Below are 22,836 nucleotides of genomic sequence, written 5' to 3' on the forward strand. Positions count from 1 at the left end.
AAACTACATTTAGAAGAACTCCTTAACTTTTTCAATACTCGGAGACTGTGTAATGTACCTTCCCACTACATATATGTCTGGATCTAGGACAGACACTTGTTTCATGGTTTGGGGCGTTAATCCGCCTGCAATCGCGATTTGAACATCCGGGTAGGTCTCTCTAACAGTCTTCACTATGCTTACCAGCTCCTGGAAAAAGTTTATGTTTGCTGTTTCCTCGTCGATCCCTCTGTGTAGGTAAAGAATAAGGTTATTTTCTGGGAAATTAGTCTCCTTTGCTACCTTTAGAGTTTTTTCTATTTCTCTTCTAAGCTCTTGTAGAGGCACACCGATAAAGTCTACTCCTGCTTGTTTGCCGTATTCGAGGCTAGTTTTAAGAAAAGACTTTACAGTTGCAAGCGGGGCACGTGCAAGGACAGATGCTATGTCTGCCCCGTTCCTGTATGCTAGAGAGGCCTCGAGCTCTCCAACGTCCGCTGTTTTTAGGTCTGCGAGGACTGGTAAGTTGCCAGAGGCTAGCTTAAGTTTCGGGAGAAACCTGAGCCCAAGCATTTTTATGAGGGGGGTACCAGCCTCTATAATTATTCTTTCTCCAGGAATCAAGCCTTGCTTGCATGCCTGACTTACCAGTGAAGAAATTTGCAGGGCTGGTTCTTCGTCGACTAAGTCGATCGCTATCTGGAGCTTGTATTTTCTCGACACGAAATAAGCATGTCCCTATAGTTTTAAAGTTTTGGCTGGCTGTGCTGGGTAGCTGGCTACTGTTGCTTGAGATTTAGTAGGTTGAATTCTGCTAGGAGCTTGTACTCTTCGAGGGTTATTGGTTCGCCTTTCTGGTATTTCTCGAAGGCCTCTAGTGCCTTTCCTTGTAGCAGCCTCCTCCTCTCATCGATGTGTCTGGCAAGCTCTTTTGCCTTTAACAGGATGGATACTCTTTCGAGTTCTTCTCTAATGGCTCTCTCCTCGCTCAGCAAAGAGATGTAGAGCTGGTGGTGCTGGTTGGCTTCTTCCCTAATCCTGTCACGTTCCTGTCTGAGCGATATTATCTTTTTGACGAGTTCTTCTCTTTGCTGCTTCAAGTTCTGCATTGACTCCTTGAGTTTCAAGTACTCTGCCACCGTGTTTTTCAGCTCTTCATTTATCTGTTGTATTTCTTGTTTGAGGGCAGGGATCTTGTTTCTGATTTCGTCTATTTTTGATCTGAGCTCATTCAGATGCTTGACGTTGACATAGATTGACTCGAGGCTACGGATCTTGTTAATTACGATTTTTTCGACTTCTGGCGGCAAAGTGGTTGTCTGGTACTGCCATTCTAGCTGTTCTATCCTGCTTCTAAGCTCGTCTTCATCTATTCTTTTTGCGCCAATGAAGCTCCTCAAGTTTTTGTATTCAACGTTGAGGCGTTTTAGTTCCTCCCTGAGGCGGTTGAGCTCTTCTGTCTTTGCTTTTCTATCCTCCCTTAGCTTAGAAAGCTTCTCGTATAGACTCTTTTTCTGTTCCGCAACTGTAGAGATCTGTTGCTTTAGCTGTTGATATTGTTCACGTAGGGTTCTCAGCTCGGCTGATAGCCTCTTTACTTCGCTATTTGCTGTGTCCCTTTTTGCCCTGGCATCCTGCATTTTGCCTGTGACTTCCTGTAATTTCTGCCTGAGGTCGATCAGTTGTTGTTTTAGTGATTCGATGGATTCTGTATCTGCAGACATATGTTCTGCGCCTTGTGTAGTCGTTTTGCAATTCGTGGATTTAACCGCTTCACTTATAAATCTTTGCTTTAAAGTGTTCGTAGTTTTAAACGAAGCATCATCAAAATTTTTGGGCTGTTTATCTTATGATGTAATGGAGATTAGGTCTATACTTCAACTATGACACAGAATTTCTGGCTTACTTCTTTTATTATTCTTCTCAAGGTCAGTGATGAAACTCCTGCCTGTTTTGAAATTTTTGACTGAGGAAATTTCGTATCAAGCATGGTAGAAAAAATGTATACAGACGCGGCCGCTATCCCTCTAGGCTTTTTTCCGTGCAGTAGACTTCCCAGTTCGTCGGCGAATTGTGCTAGGAGAGAGAGGTTTATTCGAGATTTTTGTTGAGAAAATTCTTGCGAGGAAATTATTTGTGAAATATATTTGCTTGGCTTTGCCAATGAAGACCTTTTGCTTTGGAGATAGCCATTCATCAGCAAGTATCTATAGGTTTTTCTTATCTTGGACTCTGATACACCTGTTATTTCTGCAAGCGTCCTGAAAGAGACATTTATGTTTTCCGAATTAGCAGAAACGAAGTAGATGATTGAAGAGATTATGGCCTTGTGGTTTTTCCCTTTCAGAATTCCCTGTTTGTGTAGCCTAGTAAAGATTTCTTTTGCTTCTTCAATGATGTACTGGGGGAGATTGACTTTCTTAGCAATTACCTCTGTTTGATACAATAGATTTTCTTCGCGTGAGACTCCACTTCTAGTAATTCTTTGAGCGATACGATGTTTCTCTGCGATTTCCGGAGGTGTAGTGTCTATTCCACGCTTTATGGGATGGTCATGTACCTTTCTCTGGAACTCTTCTTTTGATCTTGCTGATCTTCCTTCCTGTAATAGCTGCTCTGGGAAAACATACCCGCAGTTTGGGCAAACATATTCTCCTGTTTCTGCATTAATTATGGGGGCAACCTTTAGGCCACAGTTTGGACAAGTTATTTCTTGCCCTTTGCTTTTTTGCGTCGTGCCTGGTCACCTGTTCTTGAGGTATTACCCGTCCAGTAGAGCATTTTACCGACAAGTGACTCTGGCTTCCACCGTGACGCGTCTACTTTGACCAATACAAAGGGGGAAGAAACTGGACCTATAACGTCGTACACATAGCCGACCAGCATAGCTTTTTCATCGTAGACTTTTTCTCCTATCGGTGGCGCATTTTTTGCTTCAACTACAAGATTCCTGTTTCTCGAGAGTAGCCTTACACGACCAATGAGTTGCATAGGATTACTTTACACAGGCAAGTAATTTAACTTTATTATCTGGAAAGGGCCAAGACAAAAACCTATAAATGTTAGATTAAAGGCTACATAACTGTGAATGTTGCATGCCTCAGGAAGTCTACGTTCACTTTACGCCACTCGGAGTAATACTTTCAAGTGACGAAAAGAATATTATGGATGTAATTTGCTTGTTCAAAGACAAGACTCCAAACGAGCTGGCACAAATTCTGTATAGCATAGAGAATGCCAGCTTGCCAGATGACGTTTTAGACAAGGTGTTCTCAAAGTTTACAGGCGGGAAAGACTACGTATTGATACTTGAGGACGAAGACTTGGCCCGCAGGGTTTCTCAAAAGTTTCCAAGTCTAAATATTCGTGTTGCACCATCAAACAAAGTTCACAGAGCAATAAGGCTCCAACAAGTAGAGATTATTTCCAAGAAGTGTGGAGTTTCTCCAGAGGAATATTACAATATAGTCTGGCAAGCCACAAACGTTCTTTCGAGGCTAAAAGTGAGAGAAAAAGCAGAGAAAAGAGACTTATACATAGCACAGGCAGTAAATGCTCTAGACGACATCAACAAAACAATCAATTTATTCGCTTCAAGAGTGCGTGAATGGTATAGCCTGCATTTCCCAGAACTCAACGATATAGTGGAGGACCACGAGGACTACTTCAAAATCGTCAGCAAGATTGGTGGACGAAACGAAATTACAAAGGAAGCACTAGAGAAACTTGGATTCAAAGAAGACGTTATTAAGAAAATTGTTGACGCGGCATCCTCTAGCATGGGGGCAGAACTAACAAGCTTCGATTTAGAGGCGCTCCGGCTGGTATCAGACATAGGTTTACAGCTCTACGACGCTCGTAGGAAACTCGAGAAATACATCGATGAAGCTATGTATGAGGTCGCGCCAAACATACGAGGAATAGTTGGCTCGGTTCTCGGCGCCAGATTAATATCTCTCGCAGGTGGACTAGAGAAATTGGCGAGAATGCCAGCAAGCACTATCCAGGTTCTGGGGGCTGAGAAGGCTCTCTTCAGGGCGCTACGCTTCGGGGCCAAGCCGCCGAAACACGGTGTCATTTTCCAGCATCCATACATCCACAAGGCGCCAAAGTGGCAAAGAGGTAAAATTGCAAGGGCCCTCGCAGGGAAACTAGCAATAGCCGCCAGAATCGATGCTTTCACAGGTGAATATAGGGCAGACGAGCTTCGAGAAGACCTTGAAAAGAGAATAGAAGAGATCAAGACACTGTATGCAAAGCCCCCTGCGAAACCACCTAGGCCCCCCAAGAAAGAGGGACATAGAGAGGGCCACGGCAAAAAATTTGAAAAGAAAAAATTTGAAAAAGGTAGAGGTGAGAGAAAGTGATTAGACCAATAAGGATACGTGAACACGAGAAGTTTCAAGGAATCTATGTAGTCGAGTTCGAGGACGGCTCGCAAAGACTAGCTACAGCGAGCCTTGCGCCAGGCGTCAAGGTCTACGATGAAATGTTGATACCATTTGAGAACAAGGAATTAAGGACATGGAACCCGTATAGAAGCAAGCTTGCAGGAGCCATACTAAAGGGTATAGAATTAAACCCGATAAAGCCGGGAACAAAAGTACTTTATTTAGGCGTCGCGTCTGGGACAACCCCAAGCCACGTCTCCGACATTATTGGTCCCAGCGGTATATTGTATGGTGTCGAATTTGCCCCACGTGTGATGCGTGAATTTGTCGAAAAAGTTGCCAAGTACAGGAAAAACGTTATACCGCTCCTCGCAGATGCCCGGTTCCCAGCCAAATACGCACATATAGTTGAACTCGTAGATGTTGTCTATGCCGACATAGCCCAGCCGTTCCAGGCAAAGTATGTGGCAGACAACGCAGACTTTTTCCTAAAGCAGGGTGGCCACATCATGATGGCAATAAAGGCTATGAGTATCGATGTAACAGCGGCTCCTTCAGAGACCTATAAAAAGGAAATCTCTCACTTAGAAGAAAGAGGCTACAAAGTAAAGGATGTAAAACACTTAGAGCCGTACGATGAGGCACACGCGTTCGTGATAGCAGAAAAGACGTAAGGTTTATTGGGAAAAGTTTAAAAATAAAGGCGGTATTTCTTCTTTAGAAGAAACAGACACTATGGTCGACAAGATACACATTCAGCTCAAGAAGCCTAATTATTGTGTTGATGAGCTTACGGTAGTTTCTCGTGAAGTTATTGCGACAAAAAAGGTAAAGGATGCCTACAGTGTTCCACAAAGCATTGCAGATAATCTCAAATCTTTTAGCAAGTTCTTGAACGGCATTCCACTCATAGTGGCAGAAGAGTATAAGGGAGAAAACATAGAAGAAGAAGTAGTTTACACGAGACACAATATCCCTGTGGTTAGCGAGAAAACAGCTGAATCCCTGATAGAGGGGAGAAATAGCTACTTTATATATGTGAATAAGGGAGGGATCTTCGTAAAAATAGACGGGAAAAAGCTTAAAGAGATTAGAGAAAGAAAGGGTATCTCGAGGACACGTTTGGCACGAGAACTAGGGGTGTCAATCAAGGCTGTTGCTTACTACGAGGAGGGGGTAAGTGACGTAAGCCTGGAAATAGCTTCAAAGCTTGAGGAGATAATTGGAGACGAGGTATTTGAAAGACTTAATATTGAGTCTCTAAAAGAACTTGTTCCCCAAAAAGAGACAGTTGTCGAGACAAAAAACACGAAGTCTGGCAAGGAAAATAGGGACATTGAGAGGCTCATCCAGTTTTTAAAAGATATGATAAAAGAGAAATACTTCTTCGACAAAGCTCCTTTCGATGCTGGGTTCAAGGTTTCCACGAGCATGTTTCACAGGATAGCAGTGAAGACTGGTATCCAGGAAGACGAGGAGCTAGAAGAAATTTCCAAGATCTCTAAAGCAACACATACCCCCACTATTGTACTAGGAGAAGAGAATACGGAGACAGCAAGCGATGATGAAAACCTAATAACCCTAGATAAGCAGAAAATAGAAAAAATCCGAGAAATCTTGGCTAGAACCCCCATTTCTAGACAGTTTAGCATCGAATAACTAGTATCCTAAATCGCTGGGGATAAAAGTTCAATAAAGCGTTAAGCCTTCATTTTTACGCATGTCTGTGAAGAGCGACATAATAACAGTGAGGGAAGGTAAGGGATCATTCCTCGTCTACTCGCCACAGAAATATAAGGATCCAGCGTGGGCACCCGTATTCTATAATCCGAGGATGAAGTGTTCCCGCGATATTTCATCCTCAATTATTCAGGCATACGCAAGACTGCTTGGCAAAGAAAGCCTTGTAGTTGTAGACGCTTTGAGCGCCACTGGCATTAGAGGTATAAGGTACTTGCTTGAAAACACGGCAGTTTCAAAGGTTATACTGAACGACTTAAATCCTCGAGCAGTTGAGATTATACGTGAAAATGTTGAAATCAATAATGTTTCAGATTCAGTAGAGATACGCAACGAAGATGCTGTAAGGTTGCTAGCCTCCTTGAGAGGTATAGACATTGTAGATATCGACCCCTTTGGTAGCCCTGCAGAATTCATAGATCCTGCTATTCGGTCCCTAAAACACAAGGGTATGCTCTGTGTAACTGCTACAGATCTACCCCCTCTTCTAGGCAAGTTCCCCAAAACATGTCTCCGCAAGTATTTTGCGAAGAGTATTTTGACAGAATTTTCCCGTGAACTGGCCGTCAGAATAATGATTTATTTTGTGGCACGCGAAGCTGCAAAGCTCCGGAGAACAGCTGTCCCCGTGTTTTCTTTTTATCATAGTCACCATATTAGGACATGTTTCATCGTACTGAGAAGAGAGACCCATTACAGTGGGCTAATTGATTCAATAGGGTTTGTATGGTACAACCCATCGAGCCTAGACCGGAAAGCGGTAAAGCTACTTGATTTTCGACTCGCTGGTAATGAATGGCTTATAGGTGGTCCCCTCTGGATATCTAATCTTGCATCACAAAAAATGGTAGAGACGGTGCTAGAGATTTACAGGGAGAGAGAACAGAACATGGATCTATGCAAGAATGGAGAAAAAATTGTCTCGCTAATGCTGAGTGAGAATGAGATGCCGCCTTTCTATTTTACCACAGAAAAACTGGCGGGGACTTATTCCCTAAAAGAAATGACAACAGAAGAAACTATAGAGAAACTCGTGAATGCAGGTTTTAGGGCTTCACCTACACACTTTGAACCCAAGGGCTTCAAGACAGATGCCAACATAAATGATATAGTAGCTATCCTTAGAACGGCTTAACTGGGGAAACAGCGCCACAGGCCATGCACTTGATATACATGAATTTCTTCTCCTTGACGAGGAATGTGTCAGGAGCATTGCATACTGGGCATTTCACGTATTCGTTGAAAAATCTTTCAAGCAACTTGTTTAGAGTCTGCGGCGAAACTTCGCCGTGTATAACTGCGACACCGTTTTCATAAACACCCGGCAGGGCAATCTCTCTTAGTATGAACCTCAAAAGTACAGGTGGATCTCTGTTCAGAAGGTCTGCAACCTCCTTAAAGTTGTGAATATAGACCTTTTTGCCCACTTTGCTGACCTCAAAGGATGGCAAAACAAACCTTTCGCCTTGGCTTCTTTTCCTTCTCTTTGGTAACAGACTGTAGCCTCTTTCCAATAATTCATCGTAACTCATGAAGCCTTCACTTGTAGCCACTGGTAGACCCCTTCTCCCTATGCACTACAGAGTAATAAGAGTTACGCTTGTAGGTAAGTTACTCGTTACTCACTTGTAATCTCTATAATCTCTACGACTCCTTTTTTCTCGAGCTCTATGGCTAGACGTTTTGGTATATGTGCTGTATCTCCCTTATTGTAGGGTCCTCCCCTGAAGTCCTTGTCCAGAATCATAGAGTAAGGCTCTAAAAATGTTACGAGGGACATTTCCATCTTTTTGGGAGCTTCTTTTTGTTTCTCTTTTACCTCTTTTATTGGTTTACTAGTTTCCTGTAACTCTGAGGGTTGCACTGGAGGACGGCCTCCTTCACGTTGCGACATCGTGGAGAGAATCTTGTCTATTATTTCTTTTTCCTCTGGAGGGAGTTCTCGCAACTTATCCATTTCGCCTCTAATGATTAGATCAATTTCTTTTTTAAGCCGGATTAGAAAGAGAATCCTAATTGTCTGTAAAACAGTTATACGTATCTGTGAATCCTTTTTTAGCTCTTCTATCGCCTTCAAAACCGTTTGATAGAATTCAGGCTCAAGCGTTTGGAGATTAATCTCGGTCAACTCTCTCTTGAATACATTGTAAACCTTTGCCGGCAAATCCGTACTCATTAAGCCGAATCATTTTATCTGGGGAACTGGACAATTTATATTTAGCGCGCAGAACAAGGCTTCCACTTGGCTTCCTAGGAAACTACACATTATTGACCTAAAATGTCTCGGAGAATCTCCTCGGTTAGCCCGGCTTTCTTCAGCTCTGATAATAGGCCTTGCGGCAGAGATGCATTTTTGAGTGTTTCTCTAATCTCATACGGAAACACGACCCAGCTTGAATATTCACGAACATAAAAGTCAGGTTTTATGGGAGACCAAGACTTAACGTAGAGAGCAGCTGTTTTTAGTTCTCGTGGTTTCTTGTCCAAAATGTGTCTAAGTGTTTCTTTCAGTGTTTCGCCAGTGTCTACAATATCGTCTACGACAAGTATCTGCCTAGACGCCAAGTCTACATTCAGCTCTTGCAGTAGAGTTGGCTTGTCTCCAGGTTTAGCTACGTCCCTGTAGAACTTTACAGTAACCGCGTATACCTCTCGTATACCTAAAAGGTCCGAAAGAATTCGGCCGACAACCCAGCCTCCCCTAGCTATAGCAACCATTACATCGGGCCGGTATCCTGAATGGGCAATTTTTTTAGAGAGCTCTAGGGTGTCAAGATAGAGTTGCTCCCACGAGATATAGACAAACTCAGTTTTCTCCATACTATTTTTTCTCTCTCCAGAAAAATATTTCTTTCGGTTTTCCTAGGATATATCTTCCTCTACGCGACCCAATATTTCGGAACTGATGACTGGGCGCCCGTACATTTCTTCTATGATGATGGCCGCTGCCTTTGGGGGTATTATACCGAGCTCCGTTATTATGCCCGTGATGTAGTTGGGTGGCGTAACGTCGAACGCTGGATTAAGGATCCTCAAATTGGGATGACTTTTTAAGAAGTCGACGCCTACGATTTCGCTGGGCGGCCTGAATTCTATGGGGACGATGTCGCCTATTAGTGTGTAAGGACTAAACTTGAATGTCTCTGTGGCAACGAAGAAGTCTACGGCTCTCTCGTGGGCGGCTAGGGCGATAAGGCTCGTACCAATCTTGTTTACAACGGCGCCATTTGCCGCCACTGTGTCTGCGCCAACGATGACCCTGTCAACCTTCCTGATTATCTGTCTCACCGAGGACTCAGGGATAAGTGTCACGTTGACGCCTTCTTTTAGTAACATTTCAGAAGTGATGTAGCCCTGGTACATGGGTCGAGTTTCAGTTGCGAAAACATGTAATTTCTTGCCCTTTTTATGAGCCTCAACTATGACACTAATTGCCGCCAAGCTGTTACAGTGCGTTAGAACTGTGTCTCCGTCTCTAAGCATTTTTTCGCCATATTCTGCTATTTTTCTCAGAGCTTGGTCTGCATACTGGATAAAGGAGTTGGCCTGATTGATTACAGCTTCTCTGGCCGCTTGTAAAGTGTTCACGTTGGTGTTTAGTGCCTTTAGAACCCAGCTAACCGCGTTTGGTAGCGAGACTGCTGTGGGACGTGTAGACGTGAGAAGCTTCGCCGCTTCCTTAATATATCTTTTGAAGTCTTCTAGGTCTTCGCCCTTGTAGCTTTCAGCCGCAATCTTCAGGGCTTCCGCGGCGGCCTTTGCTATTCTCCCGGCTCCTCTTATCTTCATGTCCCTGATATCATTGGCTATTTGGTATACTTGTTGGGGGAACAAAGCCGTCTCCTTGATCATGAGAAATTACCCTGTGAGTTTATTGATTTTCTCTTTTAGCTTGTCTATGTCAGCCTGATACTTTGCCAAGGAGTGTGGCCATCCAAATGATTCCCTAAACATCATGACGGCAAACTCGGGCGCTATTACTCCTTTTTCTGTAATGATGGCGTCAATGTATGATGGCGGTGTGACGTCGAACAATGGAGATTTAGGCTTCAGCGCTTTCAACTTTTCCCAACCTTCAGGCATATATTCGCTAATCTCTATTTCTGGGATCTCTACTAGCTCGCCGACAAGGGTCTCAGGGCTAAATTTAAACGTGGAAGATACCACGTAGACCCGAACCCTGGCCTCGTGGGCGGCTAGGGCGATAAGGCTCGTACCAATCTTGTTTACAACGGCGCCATTTGCAGATATTGCTTCGCTGGAGAGAAGAACCTTGTCTACTTCCTTCATGAAAAACCTTACAGCAGAGTCGACAATGAGGTAGGTCTCTATCCCTTTGTCTGAAAGTTCTGCCGCAAATTTCACCCCCTCTCCCGTTGGCCTAGATTCTGTCACGTACACTTTGATTTTTTTGCCTTCTTCTACAGCCTTTTCGATTGTTCTCTTGACAAATAAACTATAGGAGTTTGTCATGACTGTGTCGTTGTTTGCGAGTCTGCGGGAAGCTATCGTGGAGGATTCTTCGATATCTGAGAAAATCTTCTTTACTATTGCTTGTCGAGTGTTCTCGTACGAGGCAATAAAGTCGTCTAGTGTAGATATCTCCGTTACAGCGAGATTGTTGGTTAGTAACCGTACGGCGTTTTGCAGCATTGAGGCTGTTGGTCTGGCTTTCAGGATTCTTTCTAGCGAGTTGACGAATAGTGTGGGGTTCCGGTTCTCTTTGAGAATTCTCCCAAGAAGTTCAAGCGTATAGATAACTGTCTCTGTTGAGCTATAGATTCTACCATTTATTACCTTGTCAAGCTCTGTTTCCAACATGGCTCATTAACCTCTCCAAAGCCTCACCTATGATTTTTGCTACAGAAACACGCATATAGGGATTAATAACTGTATCAGTAGCTATCAAGCTCTTAACTCCAGCTTGGAATATCTTTGCCTCGGCATCCTGGACAAGCAGAGCATGTGTGACACATACGTGTATAGACGTGAAGCCGTGTTCCTTAAGCTTCTCTGCGGCTTCAACAATTGTGCCGCCAGTACTAATAATGTCGTCCACTATAACCGCTGTAGTTCCCTTGGGTATACTGCCCGAGACCTCGACCTCAGTGTCGCCAAAGCGGTGTTTCTCCAAAACAATGTAGGGCGCGTTTACTTTTCCAGAGAAAAGTTTAGCCCACTGTTCTGCTTCCTCGTCGGGAGCAACGACAAGCGCCTCTTGATGATAGTTGTAAAAGTACTCGGCTAATAGAGGCATAGCTGATACTTTAAGCGTCTTCATTTTAAAGAGCTCTGACAAGTCTTTGAACCTATGAAGGTGAGGGTCAACTGTGACAAGGGCATCTATTCCGGCCTTGGAGAGCATGGTGGAAAACATTTTTGCGCTGACAATTTCGCCGGGGTTAAACTCGGAGTCCTGTCTAAGATAGGGTAAATATGGGGCCACTAGTATTACTTCGCCTGCACCCTTATCATGCAGAGTTTCCGATAAAAATACTGTTTCAACGAGAGCGTCGTTGGGACGCCTCGCAAAGCTCTCGAACAATATAATTTTCTTTCCTTTAACATCTGTGGGAAGCCTTAAATATAGTTCTCCGTCAGGAAAGTATCTGATGGTAGAGGGGTAATGAGGAATACCTAGCTGGCTTGCTACTTTTTGCGCCAGGGCATTCGCTTGGCTTCCAGAGATGATTACTATTTGTTCCACAAGTTTTTCTTATGCATCTACATATTAGTTTATTGCTTGGCTTCTAGTCCTGGAAGCGAGGAAACAATTCTTTTGGCTTTACGAAGTGTTCCAGTCACACGGATTATCCTGAACAAGTTATTGTCGTCTAGGATGAAAATTGACCTGAAAAGGTCTTTGGCATCGGCATTTATGCTGTATATGTATATGTTCCTCTCGTCACTGTAAACCTCTTTTAGATGTATCCTAGAAAGCCCATAAATCCCATAGAGCGCCTGTATCCATCCTTTGAGTATATCTTTGGGACTTTCTGTCTGGAGAAGATTACTTTTCAACCGCAGTATAACGTATCTCTTTTTACTTCTCAATCTCTACACCTCTAACAGGAATCTTGCCGCTCCTCTTCAGCTGGTTTTCACTTATCCTTTTATATATGCCATCAGACATGTCCTTTGAAAGCTTTGCCTGGTCGATCTCCAAGAAAATTTTTGCAAAGCTGATTAATGCCCTGGGATCCCTCGGCGAATATATCTGCTGGGGACCCGTTGATACTATTATTTTGAGATTTTTCTTTTTGATGGTTTTCAGAGAATCTCTCAGCGCCCTTATCCGATAGGGGTTAAGCATGTTGCCGGAGAAAAGACTTGAGACTGTCACTTCGATGAGCTTCTCTTGAGCCTTTAATTCTACTATGTCGCCTGAAAAAAACGGGGGAGCCTTTTCTGGGGGCAGACTAATGACATCTATCCTATGATCCCTACTACTGAAGGCCATTAGCTGCCTGTCCTGTGGAGATACAGATATCAAGTCACAATAGCGTCTAATGTTTCCTAGAATCCTTTTGAGTTCTGGCTGATTCGTTACTTCAATGTGGCAACGCGAGAATACGAGTGCACCTTCTTCCCTGGTATTTGCAACCGCTTCATCGAATTTCCTTACAAGAAGATACAAGTCCCCTTTGTACCTAGTAATTCTAGTGGTAACGGCACACCCTGCATATCCGGCTTCAACAGCAACAGAATAAGTGTCGTTTATCCATTTGTGAAGGTCCTCTCCCGACAATTCTTTAAGCCTATCTAGAGGTAGCTCGGCGGCGTAAGCATCTATGTACTTGGCTTTTTTACTCATGTATGGGCTCCTCTTACGCGGCGCGGGTTGGAGCCTTTCTCAACGAAATCAGGAAGTTTTCAATACTTTGGGGACTTCTTAAGTGTGGCTTCAAAGAGACAACAATCCTTATTACGTCGTCGCTCTCGCTAAGAGAAACGTTTCCCCCATATGCTTTTTGCTTGTCAACGCGTATGTACAGTTTGCCGTGGTCAAATCTCTCCGGTATAGTTGACACAAGTGATTGAAAATCGTCCTCGCTTAGGCTAGAAACTATGTGAGAAAAAGTATTTTCGGAGTCCTTTTCGCTCGACAATAACACACGCAAGATGACTATAGGGTTTCCATGGTAGCCATGAGTAACCATTTTATAGATATTTTTAGTAACATCTTCTCTTAGTTCCTCTGGAAAAAGGTTCAAAACTGCATTCGTGACTTTTGATTCTTCTTCAGTTGCATGGACAAAACAGGAAAATTCTATCCTGCTTACTGAATTACTGTGTGTTCTTCTGCTCATTTTCTACATCTAGCTTGGCTTTGGAAAGTATCTTGAGCAATAATTCTCGGGATGGCCGTGCTTTTTCTACTTTGTATCCGGATACCCAGCGGCGCTCAATATCTTTCTTTACTGCGGGGTGGTTCGGGTCGACCATTACCACTTCGTACCACTTGTATACTCCGTCTTCTCCGACATAGTAAGACCCTAGCACAACAAGGTTCGGGAACTTCCTAGCGGCTTTTTCCTCTGCAATAAGCTGTGCACTCTTGTGTGGGGAATAGCCGTACACACCCATTCTCTTTGGTCTCCTTCCGCTGGATGGACGCGGCCTATTTAGACCGCCCTTGCGAATCCTTACGCGTGCTACAACAAATCCCTGCTTGGCCTTGTATCCCAGTGCTCTTGCCCTGTTAATTCTGGTTGGCTTCGGGATTCTCACGACTGTTGGCTCTCTCCTCCAGATAAGCATCCTTTGCCTCATTAATTCTGCGTGTTCACCTTGCATGGGTCTTTTCCACTGTTCGGCCATGTATTTTAGATACCCCATTTTGTTATCCCTTGCTCTTCAGTAAAACCCTGTTTATAAGTTTTCCTGTTAAATCTTGGCGTTTCTGTTTTGAAAATACTCTATAATCTCGTTTTTTAGCTTGTCAATGTTTACTCCTTTTTCGGCGGATATTATAAAAAATTCATTAATGTTAAATTTCTTCTTAAAGTTTTCAACGTGTGAGGGGGAAGCTATGTCCGCCTTATTCAATACTATCCAAACGTCACAGCTGACTATTGACCTAACGGTTTCTAGGACTTTTTTCTGGTAGTCGAGTGAAAAGCCGCATGTTTCAGTTGGGTCAACGATAAACAGTACAAGGTTGGAAATGTGTTTCAAGGCGATGACCGCCTTTCTCTCTACGTTTTTCTTCTCTTCTAGTGGAGAATCCAGAAGACCGGGGGTATCTATTAATTGGATTTTTCCAAGCAAGTGTTCCAGATGGCCAACGATTAGTTCCTTGGTGGTAAATGGATATGGTTTTACCTCGGGCTTCGCCCTAGATAGTCTCCTTAGTAGAGATGATTTTCCAACATTGGGGGCACCAGCTATTATAACGGTTGGAAGGGAGACATCTATATCGGGAAGGTTTTGAAAGGTTACCTGGAAGTTCCTGACAGTTGAAAGACAATCTTCAATATCTTTTAGAATAGAATATGTCCTGCCAAAGAACTCTCTCTCGAAACGAACTATTTCATCTGTTTTCTGGCTTCGTTTAACTTTTATAATATAGCCGCGTCCAATCCTGTTTATGAGTTTGGACGCACTGTAGACACGCGAGGCACAACTCTTATAGTCCTCTATATTGACACTTATCTCGAGGAGTTCTCTGAAAAATGGATGAAGATCCTCAACGAATGGGCTCTTTAATGCAACATTCTTTAGTTTACCTGCGGCAAACCTTGTTGCCGACTTGATGCATTCAAGTGTTCTTATCCTCCTAGTCTCAAGCTTGTTTGCGCCTTTTTTCGTCGTCCTTTTTCTACATTGTTTGACCATTTGTTCGAAAAGCTCGCTAGAAGTCTTGGGTGCAAACACCATCTGTTGCTTCAGCCTAGCTATCTCTGCACACATTCAATATGTATCCACAGACATAGTTTTATATGTGTGTTCTTTCTTTCTTCATAGGCGAAGTGTATGGAGGCATTACCAGGCACAACAGTAGGCATAAAGGTTGACGGGGGCGTTGTTCTAGCTGCCGAGAAGAGAGTAGCTTATCAGCTTTACCTAATGAGTAAAAGCGGGAAAAAAGTCTACCTCATACTGGACAAAATGGGACTTGCCAGCGCTGGATTGATGGCTGACATGCAGACGCTTGCTAGGATAATCGAGGCAGAGATGAGGCTGTACGAGCTCGACTCTGGAATCTCGCCAAAGGTCCAAACAGTTGCAAAGACACTTTCCTATATCCTTTATGAGAGAAGATTGTTCCCGTATTATGCCGAGATCCTTGTGGGCGGGATAGATGAAGAGGGATCTCATCTTTACACACTTGACCCTATAGGTGCAATAATTGAGGACAACTATTCTGCCCTTGGCTCTGGAACACAGCTTGCAATAAGCATCATTGAGGCAGAGTACAAGCCCGACATGAAGGTGGAAGATGCAAAAACCCTTGCCATAAAAGCCCTCTACGCGGCCATGAAGAGGGACGCGTCTAGCGGCGACGGCGTGGACGTGCTTGTCATCAGCAAAGACAAGACATATGAGCAGACATACTCCGTGGGAGACATAGAAAAAATGTTTTCCAAATAGCCTTTCCGATTTTTCCAAGGTTTCTTCTAGAACTCTAAACTTTAAATCATTGTGCTTCATGTAAAATACTGTAGCATACTATGGCGACAAGCTTTACTCAAACACTTTCTAATGGAGTTTCAAGCGTAGAGTTTTGGCTACTAGACATAAACTACGACGTAATAGATGAAGAGCCCATAATCTATATGTGGGGAGTAACTAGAGATGACAAAAGGATAGTTGTAGTAGAGAAAAACTTTAGACCTTACTTTTATGTCTTGACAGACCCTGGAAACATAGAGATAATAAAGAAAAAATTGCAGCCATACAGGGTTCTCAGTATTGATCGAGTCGAGAAAAAGTACTTTGGAAGGCCCGTCACAGCAATTAAAGTCACGCTCAGCAATCCACGAACCGTCCCAGAAGCCAGAGAAGCAGTGGCGAGTTTAGCCGGCATAAGGGAAGTCCTGGAGGCAGACATTCGGTTCTATATGAGATACATGGTTGACAAGGGGATTCTCCCTAGCTCATGGCTAGAGGCAAAGGTTCGCGAAGTAGAGGTTCCAAGGGGCTGGCAAGTAGATGAGGCATATGAAGTCGTCGGTGACATTACTGTACTTGACGAAAAAAGGGCGCCAAAGCTGAGAACCTATGCGTTTGATATTGAGTGCTATAATAAATATGGTGAGCCTGACCCAGAAAGAGACCCCATAATTATTATTAGCAGGATGCACGACGCTGGGGAAGAAGTTTTCACGGCAGAAAACGGGGGAGAAAGAAGACTAATTGAAGAATTCGTCGAAGACCTGAGAACATACGACCCAGACATTATATTCGGATACAACACGAACCTCTTCGACTGGCCATACCTACTCAAGCGGGCACATGTAAATAATGTGAAACTCAAACTGGGAAGAAACATGGGAGAACCAGCGCAAAGCGTCTATGGGCATTTCTCGGTCGTCGGCAGGGCAAACATAGATCTATACGACTACGCTGGCGACCTGCAAGAAGTAAAAATAAAGACCCTAGAGAATGTGGCCGAATTCTTGGGCGTGGTTCCGAAGTCGAGGAGGATACTGATAGACACCAATAGGATATATGAATATTGGGACGACACGTCAAAGAGGCCTATATTAAGGCAGTATGCGCTGGACGACGCGAAGAGCACGTACCTGCTTGGACAGGTAGTTTTACCTTTTGGAATACAACTCTCGAGCCTCGTTGGGCTACCCCTTGACCAGGTTTTTGCCGCTTCGGTTGGGAACAGGGTTGAATGGTTCCTGATCAGGCAGGCGTATCGATTTAATGAGCTTGTTCCAAATGTGAAGGAGAGACGTGAAGAAACATACCAAGGCGCAATCGTTCTAAAACCGAAGCCTGGAATACACAAGAACATCGCGGTGCTGGACTTTTCCTCGATGTATCCAAACGTGATGATAAAGTACAACGTCTCTCCTGACACATATGTTCCGCCGGACGAGGATGTCCCCAGGGATATGGTGTGGGTCGCCCCAGAAGTTGGCCACCGCTTCAGAAAGGAGCCTCCCGGTTTCTATCGGGTTGTCTTGGAGAGCTTGATAAGGGCTAGGAAAGAAATAAGGGAAGCCATGAAGAGGCTCGACGTCAAAAGCGACGAATACAAGATACTCGATGAGAGACAAAAAGCCATAAAGGTAATTACTAACGCGACGTATGGCTATAGTGGCTGGAGCCTGGCACGGTGGTACAAGAGAGAGGTTGCCGAGGCTACGACTGCCTGGGGACGCGAATTAATCAAGAAGACTATTTCTTACGCCGAGGGGCTCGGGCTGGAAATAATCTATGGCGACACAGACAGCGTATTTGTAAAAAACGATGAAGAAAAAGTTGCAAAACTAATAGAGTTTGTCGAGGGAGAGCTAGGATTCGAGATAAAGGTAGACAAGGTGTATTCAAAGGTGTTCTTCACAGAGGCAAAGAAAAAGTATTGCGGCCTGCTTGCAGACGGCAGGATAGACGTTGTTGGGTTCGAGGCTGTTCGTGGAGACTGGGCAGAGATATCAAAGGACATACAGGAAGAAGTCGTCCGTATAGTTCTAACAGAAGAGGATCCATGGGAGGCAGTGGACTACGTAAAGAAAACCATAGGTGAACTAAGCAGAGGAAAAGTTCCCCTCGAGAAACTAATAATCTGGAAAACTCTCTCAAAGGACCTAGAAGAATACGAGGTTGACGCCCCCCATGTTCAGGCAGCAAGAGAACTCAAGAGGCTTGGCTACAGGGTTGGCAAGGGGTCCAAGATAGGATACATAGTCGTTAAAGGCTCCGGCAAGGTTTCTGAAAAAGCGAAGCCCTATGTTGCCGTAAAGTCTCCAGACGAGATAGACATAGACTACTATGTTAAGCGTCAAATCATACCGGCAGCGTTGAGAATCCTTGAGTATTTCGGTGTGAGAGAAGAACACTTCTTGGGAGGCAAGAAACAGGCTTCCCTGACAGACTTTTTCTAGCTCAGTGTTTCTAGGTGATTTCTAAGAGTATAATGTAGAGGTTGTTCACGATGTCGTAGAGGGTGTCAGAGCTGTCTTCCAGCATCTCTGCTATGCTTGTTAGCAGGAGCATTGTTCCGCTTGAGATATTGGACCCAAGAACCTCGAAGATTGTTTCTCTGTATAGCGCGTCATTGGCGTGCTCGAGTTCGGCGATTTTTCTCAGGTCTCCTAGCGACTGAGAGGGGTCGTTGAGCAACTTGTTCATAGCCTGGCTGAGTAGCTCGGTCATTGCTGAGACGTTGTCGCATATCTTGACGAGGTTTGTTGCGACATTTTCGGGGATAATCCAGTTTTTGTCCGTCAGGAATCCCAGCCTGTAGGATATCCCGCTCAACTTGTCAATTACAGCGAGGATCTGTGAACCAATTCTTACCCATTCTTCGCGATGCATCAGTGCACGCGAGGCCTTCGTTAAGTAGCTCAGGTAGTCTGTTTGGAGATTTATTGTTTCTTCTTTTGCCTTCTGTATCCTGTTTATCCGTGCCTTCTGGTCCTCCCGATACTTCTCGTCATTAATAGTCTTTATTATCCTCCGTATCTCCTCTAGCATTTCCTGTGAGAGCTGGAGCTCTTTCCTCAATGTCGCGATTAGTTTTGCGTCCGCGATGGATAGGTTGGACATTTATTCCACCCTTTTCGCCCTTATAGTAGCTATCGAGTTGTCTGCGACGCCATTGCTTTTAAGTTCATCGGTGTTGCACCAGACTTCTCCTCGTGGTACAGACTCATTTGGCATGGCTGTGAAGTAGAGTTTTTTCTTGCCGGCTATAACTACTTCTATGTCCGAGGATATCGAGAGCTCGTTCATTGTGTCGGGGTGCATGAATGCTTTGCCAGCCGGGACCTCTTCGCGCCATCGGAGCCTTAGCCTTCTTTCCTTGCGTTGCATAGCCATACGGACTCATGAATGTAAACGCTTGTAATAATTATTTTTTTCGCAGTTAGGATAAAAATACATGTTCAGGCATACTGAATCTATTCTACCTGTGCATAGATCTTTTTGCTCTACGCACCTTTAACCTTCGTATCCTACAATTCTCAGTTATGCATAATACGACGCCTCTTTTCAATTTTGTGTATTTCAGGAGCTCGGAGGCTTGAAGCTGGCATCCAAGCTTCTGGAGTTCTAGCTGGGTAAAACTGGTAAGCAAAATATAGCGCGAATTATAGACTGCCCTCTCTGAGAGGTCGTCTAGCCGCTGGGACACAGCTATCACGAGTTCTCCGTACTTTCTCAGTTCAAGAAAAAGCCTTTCACCTATAGTTGGCTGTTCCCATCTAGCCCTATATGTTAGTATGTTCCATGCCTCCTCTATTACGGTTGCATGCATGATTCTCCCTGGCCTGGTCTTGGACGTGACATAGTCGTACAGATGTTTCAGTATAATGAGTGAAAGAAGGCCGCGGTATCTTACCGGGAGACGGCTCAGATCGACTGCGACCGTCTTCTCAAATAGAAAACTCGGTGGGTTGTCTCCGTTAAGGGTCTTTCCAAGTGTGCCCTCATTGAGTATCGTTAGCCTCCTCAATAATGCAGACTTAATCTCGTATTCCCGCCAATCCCGTACAGCCTCCTCTTCGAGCAGTGAAATAACATCCACTAGCCTGTAGGGCGGCTTCCCCCTCTTCAAGGCCTTCAGCAAGATGTACCACTGTGGCTCTGATACCTGAAATACACTGCTGAGAATATCCACTATGAATTCTATTTCCTGTGTAGCCAGCATGTTAAAAGAAAGATCTTCGCCCGGAGTAACCCGGGGCAGTTCATCGTATTCCCCGTGAAAATCGAGAACAAGCGATGGTACCTCGTTTTTCTCGAGCTCCTCCAAAACAACCTTAACAGTATTTGTCTTGCCGCTACCAGTTGGCCCAACGACAAGCATGTGTCCCTGGTCGATTACAAGCCTTGGAAAAGGCAGGGAGCCCAGCGAGAGCTTTATCTTTGAGCGGATCACCATCAATATTTTCTGTCATCTAGCTTTTAAATTGGTCAAGGAAACATTTTTTACCGTGGGATATATTGCCATTGAAACAGGATGCAGGAAAACAGTGATACGAGGGAAATCTATCTGGACTGTTTTCTGAAAATCTACCCATGGGAAATAAAAACAAACAATGTAAAGCGAGGCACAAACATTTTCGTTAAGATACAGCTCGGCAACATAATTCTTTACTCGAGGAAGGTTTCCCTCGCAGGAAGGGTAAAAGAGATCTATAAAGGTGAAAAATTCACAGACATACTCCTAGAGGCAAAGGAAGATGTAGTACCCCTAAGGCTCTGGCCAGAGAAACAACATCTCCTCGACGTAAAGAACATAGAGGAAAACTCTTTCCTTAAAGCCTTCGGCACACTTAGGGAGGACCGGGACGGGAATATATATGTATCCGTTCTGGCTCTCAGCCGCATCCCAGAAAACCACATAGAAAGCTTCTACACAAGTGTAGGGGAGGATAGAAAGTTCTTCGAAAGATTCCTGAAAAACAATAATACAGGCGTGTCGTAGATATACGCGTCAACCTTAAATCCTTGTTGAATGCATTTCTAAATGAAAAGAGATAATGAGCGAGAAGACAACAAAAAAGACTAAGAAAGAGAAAAAGACTGAGGAAAAGCCGCAATCAATAGACCTAACAGCATTTCTAACTGGGCCGAGCTCCGAGACAAAAGAAAAGTCCCCCGAGGAAAAAACCGAGGAAAAAGCATACTTTACAGACGAAGTGGAAAAAATAGTTCTATCAGAGCTTGCCCAGGCAGGCAACAAGCTTCCAAAATCAAAGCTCTACGAGAAAGTTGTCCGTAGGGGAGTCAAGCCCGTAATATTCTACCAGGCCCTAACAAGGCTAATGGAAAAGGGCAAAGTCAAGCGGATATTTGATCCAGAAATAGAGGAATACGTCTATGTGGCCAGCTAGCATTATACCTTTGAGAACTTCTTTTTCAGCTCTTTGTATTCTTCCTGCTTCATCTGTGTAGCTATAGCCTTCCCCGCATCAGTCAAAACGACTTCATATCCCCTGATCTCTATGAGCCCCTTGTCTCTAAGCCCCTGAAGAGCCGCCGCGAATCCTTCAACCACACGGTTAAAGTTGGGATTCTTGCGTGGCAGGAACTCCTCGGCTATTAGCTCGGCTATAAACTTCTCCGCCTCACTGCCCCCGCTCTGGAAATAGATCTTGCCCCAGTATTCATAGTAAATATACGAAAGCAGAAACTTCTCCACGCCCGTAGTTGCCTGAGACATCCTAACACCGTCAATACTCGAACAAATCCATTTTTAAGCTTTTCTCCAACGCCAGAAACAGTGGTGCGGCCGCCGGGATTTGAACCCGGGTTCTGCGGCGTGGAAGGCCGCCATCCTACCAGACTAGACTACGGCCGCTACAACAATTTATCTAAAAAGAGCCGGCCTTAAAAAGCTTTCCACAAGAACGCTACGGTAGTGCCGGGGCCGGGATTCGAACCCGGGTTGACCGGATTATGAGTCCGGCGCCCTTGACCAGGCTAGGCGACCCCGGCTGGCGCGCCATAAAGGAAAATGCCTGGTGGAGATTTAAATCTTTTGTAGAGGACGTGCTGGATACCTCTTGGAAAAAGGATACCATGGATACAAAGCTACCCGTATTGTTGCCTCCTAGAAGGAGACTCTGCTACCAATGATTCTCTTTTCTGCCTCGTCTAGGAATATTTCGACGCCTTTCACTCTGGGGAGACGCGTCAAGACATCTCTCTCCGTCAGTACGCCGGTGATCTTGCCGCCCCTAGTGACGACGAGGGCGCCGATGCCGTGCTTCTTCATGTGGTTGACTGCTTCCCCCACGTCTGCCTCCTCCTCGACTGTTATCACTGGCTTGGAGGCCAGGTATACCAGGGGAGTCGAATAGACGGCGTCCCTGTCGCTCTTGAGCTTCGAGAGGCTCTCCTCCTTCGAAAGGTAAGCCAGCACGTCCTTGACTGTGACTATGCCTTTCAGCTCTCCCGAAGACGCCAAGGGCAATCTACGTATACGCCTCTCAGACATAACCCTCATGCAGTGCTGCAAGGTATCCATTGGCGAAGCCGTGACAACCTCTGGAGTCATAATCTCCTTAACCTTGACATGCGTATCAACGTCGGCCAACAGTGAAATCACGTGCCTCTCAGACACAATACCAACAACACGGTGAGCCTTGTCGACGACGGCAAGCGCGCCAAGCCCACGCTCAACCATTAACTCGATAACCTCGCGCACATCGGAATCATTGAACACAAATGGCGGATCATAACTGATTATATCAACAGATACGTCTCCCAGCGCCCTGTAAACGTCTCCACCAAACCTAGACACGACAATCTCATCGTATCTCTTGCCCCCAAGAAAGTCAACAACGCCACGCGCAGAAACCATTCCGGAAAGCTTCCCATCCTCGTCAACCAATGGGACATGACGCACCTTGTTCCTCCCCATAGCCAGCAATACGTCCATAACGCTTGACCTCCTAGGCAAAACCGCCAACGGAGGAAAACGGCCGATCGGTAGTTCTGCTACACGCATAACAAAAAAACCACAAAAATGACTAAAAAACTTTGCCGTTAGGCAAAAACAACTACAACAAAAAACGAAAAGCGCCGCACAGAGAGA

28 protein-coding genes, 2 tRNA genes and 1 pseudogene are annotated in these 22,836 nt (G+C 44.7%); 8 read left to right on the plus strand and 23 right to left on the minus strand.

Translation table 11 applies throughout. From position 1 onward, the window contains the following. Positions 1–9: 9 nt before the first annotated feature. From N186_RS02790 to N186_RS02805, 5 genes and pseudogenes are all read right to left on the minus strand, one after another. Positions 10–702, minus strand: a complete 693-nt coding sequence (locus tag N186_RS02790; protein WP_020962259.1) for an orotidine 5'-phosphate decarboxylase / HUMPS family protein — start codon at positions 700–702, stop codon at positions 10–12. Positions 703–758: 56 nt separating this feature from the next. Then, positions 759–1,703 carry a coiled-coil protein gene (locus N186_RS02795; protein WP_020962260.1) on the minus strand — a complete coding sequence of 315 codons (945 nt, stop codon included), beginning with the start codon at positions 1,701–1,703 and terminating at the stop codon, positions 759–761. A gap of 146 nt (positions 1,704–1,849) precedes the next feature. Beyond that, positions 1,850–2,425: a transcription initiation factor IIB family protein gene (locus tag N186_RS02800; RefSeq protein WP_020962261.1), complete on the minus strand. Its 576-nt coding sequence runs from the start codon at positions 2,423–2,425 to the stop codon at positions 1,850–1,852. Positions 2,426–2,620: 195 nt separating this feature from the next. Continuing rightward, positions 2,621–2,689, minus strand: a pseudogene (locus N186_RS09905) (hypothetical protein); the annotation flags it as partial. Further along, a complete protein-coding gene (locus N186_RS02805) occupies positions 2,686–2,970 on the minus strand; it encodes an H/ACA ribonucleoprotein complex subunit GAR1 (protein WP_020962262.1) in 285 nt (94 codons plus the stop codon). The pseudogene N186_RS09905 and the gene N186_RS02805, both read right to left, overlap by 4 nt. A gap of 104 nt (positions 2,971–3,074) precedes the next feature. Here N186_RS02805 and N186_RS02810 point away from each other — a divergent pair, with 104 nt between their 5' ends. The 4 genes from N186_RS02810 (at position 3,075) to N186_RS02825 (ending at position 7,245) form a co-directional block, all read left to right on the plus strand. Next, entirely contained in the window at positions 3,075–4,346 is a 1,272-nt protein-coding gene (locus N186_RS02810) for an NOP5/NOP56 family protein (RefSeq protein WP_020962263.1), read from the plus strand. Then, complete coding sequence (locus tag N186_RS02815) at positions 4,343–5,044, plus strand: fibrillarin-like rRNA/tRNA 2'-O-methyltransferase (RefSeq protein ID WP_020962264.1); 702 nt, start codon at positions 4,343–4,345, stop codon at positions 5,042–5,044. Before N186_RS02810 ends, N186_RS02815 begins: the two co-directional genes overlap by 4 nt. Before the next feature lie 61 nt (positions 5,045–5,105). Continuing rightward, on the plus strand, positions 5,106–6,029 hold the full coding sequence (locus N186_RS02820; protein ID WP_020962265.1) for a helix-turn-helix domain-containing protein: 924 nt from the start codon (positions 5,106–5,108) through the stop codon (positions 6,027–6,029). Between the two features lie 61 nt (positions 6,030–6,090). Beyond that, positions 6,091–7,245: a tRNA (guanine(10)-N(2))-dimethyltransferase gene (locus N186_RS02825; RefSeq protein WP_020962266.1), complete on the plus strand. Its 1,155-nt coding sequence runs from the start codon at positions 6,091–6,093 to the stop codon at positions 7,243–7,245. Here N186_RS02825 and N186_RS02830 read toward each other — a convergent pair. The 11 genes from N186_RS02830 to N186_RS02880 all read right to left on the minus strand — a co-directional run bounded on the left by N186_RS02830 (position 7,232) and on the right by N186_RS02880 (position 15,023). Continuing rightward, positions 7,232–7,663: a translation initiation factor IF-2 subunit beta gene (locus N186_RS02830; protein WP_020962267.1), complete on the minus strand. Its 432-nt coding sequence runs from the start codon at positions 7,661–7,663 to the stop codon at positions 7,232–7,234. The genes N186_RS02825 and N186_RS02830 overlap by 14 nt on opposite strands. 65 nt (positions 7,664–7,728) lie before the next feature. After that, positions 7,729–8,286 (minus strand): DNA replication complex GINS family protein, encoded by a 558-nt coding sequence (locus N186_RS02835; RefSeq protein ID WP_020962268.1) that lies wholly within the window; start codon positions 8,284–8,286, stop codon positions 7,729–7,731. An 89-nt stretch (positions 8,287–8,375) separates the two neighbouring features. Further along, positions 8,376–8,930, minus strand: a complete 555-nt coding sequence (locus N186_RS02840) for a phosphoribosyltransferase (RefSeq protein ID WP_020962269.1) — start codon at positions 8,928–8,930, stop codon at positions 8,376–8,378. Between the two features lie 42 nt (positions 8,931–8,972). Further along, the gene (locus N186_RS02845; protein WP_020962270.1) at positions 8,973–9,962 is read right to left on the minus strand and encodes a ribose 1,5-bisphosphate isomerase; all 990 of its coding nucleotides are present in this window, start codon (positions 9,960–9,962) and stop codon (positions 8,973–8,975) included. Positions 9,963–9,968: 6 nt separating this feature from the next. Further along, the gene (locus N186_RS02850) at positions 9,969–10,931 is read right to left on the minus strand and encodes an eIF2B alpha/beta/delta subunit family protein (protein ID WP_020962271.1); all 963 of its coding nucleotides are present in this window, start codon (positions 10,929–10,931) and stop codon (positions 9,969–9,971) included. Beyond that, entirely contained in the window at positions 10,912–11,817 is a 906-nt protein-coding gene (locus N186_RS02855; protein WP_020962272.1) for a ribose-phosphate diphosphokinase, read from the minus strand. Before N186_RS02855 ends, N186_RS02850 begins: the two co-directional genes overlap by 20 nt. Positions 11,818–11,846: 29 nt before the next feature. Then, on the minus strand, positions 11,847–12,164 hold the full coding sequence (locus N186_RS02860) for a hypothetical protein (protein WP_020962273.1): 318 nt from the start codon (positions 12,162–12,164) through the stop codon (positions 11,847–11,849). Next, the gene (locus tag N186_RS02865) at positions 12,154–12,924 is read right to left on the minus strand and encodes an RNase P subunit p30 family protein (RefSeq protein ID WP_020962274.1); all 771 of its coding nucleotides are present in this window, start codon (positions 12,922–12,924) and stop codon (positions 12,154–12,156) included. Before N186_RS02865 ends, N186_RS02860 begins: the two co-directional genes overlap by 11 nt. A gap of 13 nt (positions 12,925–12,937) precedes the next feature. Continuing rightward, positions 12,938–13,420 carry an RNA-binding domain-containing protein gene (locus N186_RS02870; protein ID WP_020962275.1) on the minus strand — a complete coding sequence of 161 codons (483 nt, stop codon included), beginning with the start codon at positions 13,418–13,420 and terminating at the stop codon, positions 12,938–12,940. Then, positions 13,398–13,949 carry a 50S ribosomal protein L15e gene (locus N186_RS02875; protein WP_020962276.1) on the minus strand — a complete coding sequence of 184 codons (552 nt, stop codon included), beginning with the start codon at positions 13,947–13,949 and terminating at the stop codon, positions 13,398–13,400. The genes N186_RS02870 and N186_RS02875 overlap by 23 nt, the downstream gene beginning before the upstream one ends. A gap of 48 nt (positions 13,950–13,997) precedes the next feature. Beyond that, positions 13,998–15,023 carry an NOG1 family protein gene (locus tag N186_RS02880; protein WP_020962277.1) on the minus strand — a complete coding sequence of 342 codons (1,026 nt, stop codon included), beginning with the start codon at positions 15,021–15,023 and terminating at the stop codon, positions 13,998–14,000. 63 nt (positions 15,024–15,086) lie between these two features. Between N186_RS02880 and psmB the strand changes: the two genes are divergently transcribed. Further along, positions 15,087–15,704 carry an archaeal proteasome endopeptidase complex subunit beta gene (psmB, locus tag N186_RS02885; RefSeq protein WP_020962278.1) on the plus strand — a complete coding sequence of 206 codons (618 nt, stop codon included), beginning with the start codon at positions 15,087–15,089 and terminating at the stop codon, positions 15,702–15,704. A gap of 80 nt (positions 15,705–15,784) precedes the next feature. After that, entirely contained in the window at positions 15,785–18,175 is a 2,391-nt protein-coding gene (locus N186_RS02890) for a DNA-directed DNA polymerase (protein WP_020962279.1), read from the plus strand. Between the two features lie 10 nt (positions 18,176–18,185). On the opposite strand, the gene N186_RS02895 is transcribed toward N186_RS02890, so the two are convergent. The 3 genes from N186_RS02895 to N186_RS02905 form a co-directional block, all read right to left on the minus strand. Further along, positions 18,186–18,839 (minus strand): DUF47 domain-containing protein, encoded by a 654-nt coding sequence (locus tag N186_RS02895; RefSeq protein ID WP_020962280.1) that lies wholly within the window; start codon positions 18,837–18,839, stop codon positions 18,186–18,188. Further along, positions 18,840–19,112 carry a hypothetical protein gene (locus N186_RS02900; RefSeq protein WP_020962281.1) on the minus strand — a complete coding sequence of 91 codons (273 nt, stop codon included), beginning with the start codon at positions 19,110–19,112 and terminating at the stop codon, positions 18,840–18,842. 85 nt (positions 19,113–19,197) lie between these two features. Further along, positions 19,198–20,175 (minus strand): ATP-binding protein, encoded by a 978-nt coding sequence (locus tag N186_RS02905; protein ID WP_020962282.1) that lies wholly within the window; start codon positions 20,173–20,175, stop codon positions 19,198–19,200. A 78-nt stretch (positions 20,176–20,253) separates the two neighbouring features. Here N186_RS02905 and N186_RS02910 point away from each other — a divergent pair, with 78 nt between their 5' ends. Continuing rightward, a complete protein-coding gene (locus tag N186_RS02910) occupies positions 20,254–20,721 on the plus strand; it encodes an OB-fold nucleic acid binding domain-containing protein (RefSeq protein WP_020962283.1) in 468 nt (155 codons plus the stop codon). 55 nt (positions 20,722–20,776) lie between these two features. Beyond that, positions 20,777–21,130 carry a hypothetical protein gene (locus tag N186_RS02915; RefSeq protein ID WP_020962284.1) on the plus strand — a complete coding sequence of 118 codons (354 nt, stop codon included), beginning with the start codon at positions 20,777–20,779 and terminating at the stop codon, positions 21,128–21,130. Positions 21,131–21,132: 2 nt separating this feature from the next. Here the strand turns inward: N186_RS02915 and N186_RS02920 are convergent, their stop codons facing one another. From N186_RS02920 to N186_RS02935, 4 genes are all read right to left on the minus strand, one after another. Beyond that, positions 21,133–21,459, minus strand: a complete 327-nt coding sequence (locus N186_RS02920) for a helix-turn-helix domain-containing protein (RefSeq protein WP_020962285.1) — start codon at positions 21,457–21,459, stop codon at positions 21,133–21,135. A 61-nt stretch (positions 21,460–21,520) separates the two neighbouring features. Then, a tRNA-Gly gene (locus tag N186_RS02925) sits at positions 21,521–21,597 on the minus strand. A gap of 61 nt (positions 21,598–21,658) precedes the next feature. Continuing rightward, positions 21,659–21,734 (minus strand) — tRNA-Met (locus N186_RS02930). A gap of 115 nt (positions 21,735–21,849) precedes the next feature. Next, positions 21,850–22,749: a CBS domain-containing protein gene (locus N186_RS02935; protein ID WP_020962286.1), complete on the minus strand. Its 900-nt coding sequence runs from the start codon at positions 22,747–22,749 to the stop codon at positions 21,850–21,852. Positions 22,750–22,836: the final 87 nt, after the last annotated feature.

The sequence above is a fragment of the Thermofilum adornatum genome (genome assembly GCF_000446015.1).
Classification (GTDB): domain Archaea; phylum Thermoproteota; class Thermoprotei; order Thermofilales; family Thermofilaceae; genus Thermofilum; species Thermofilum adornatum.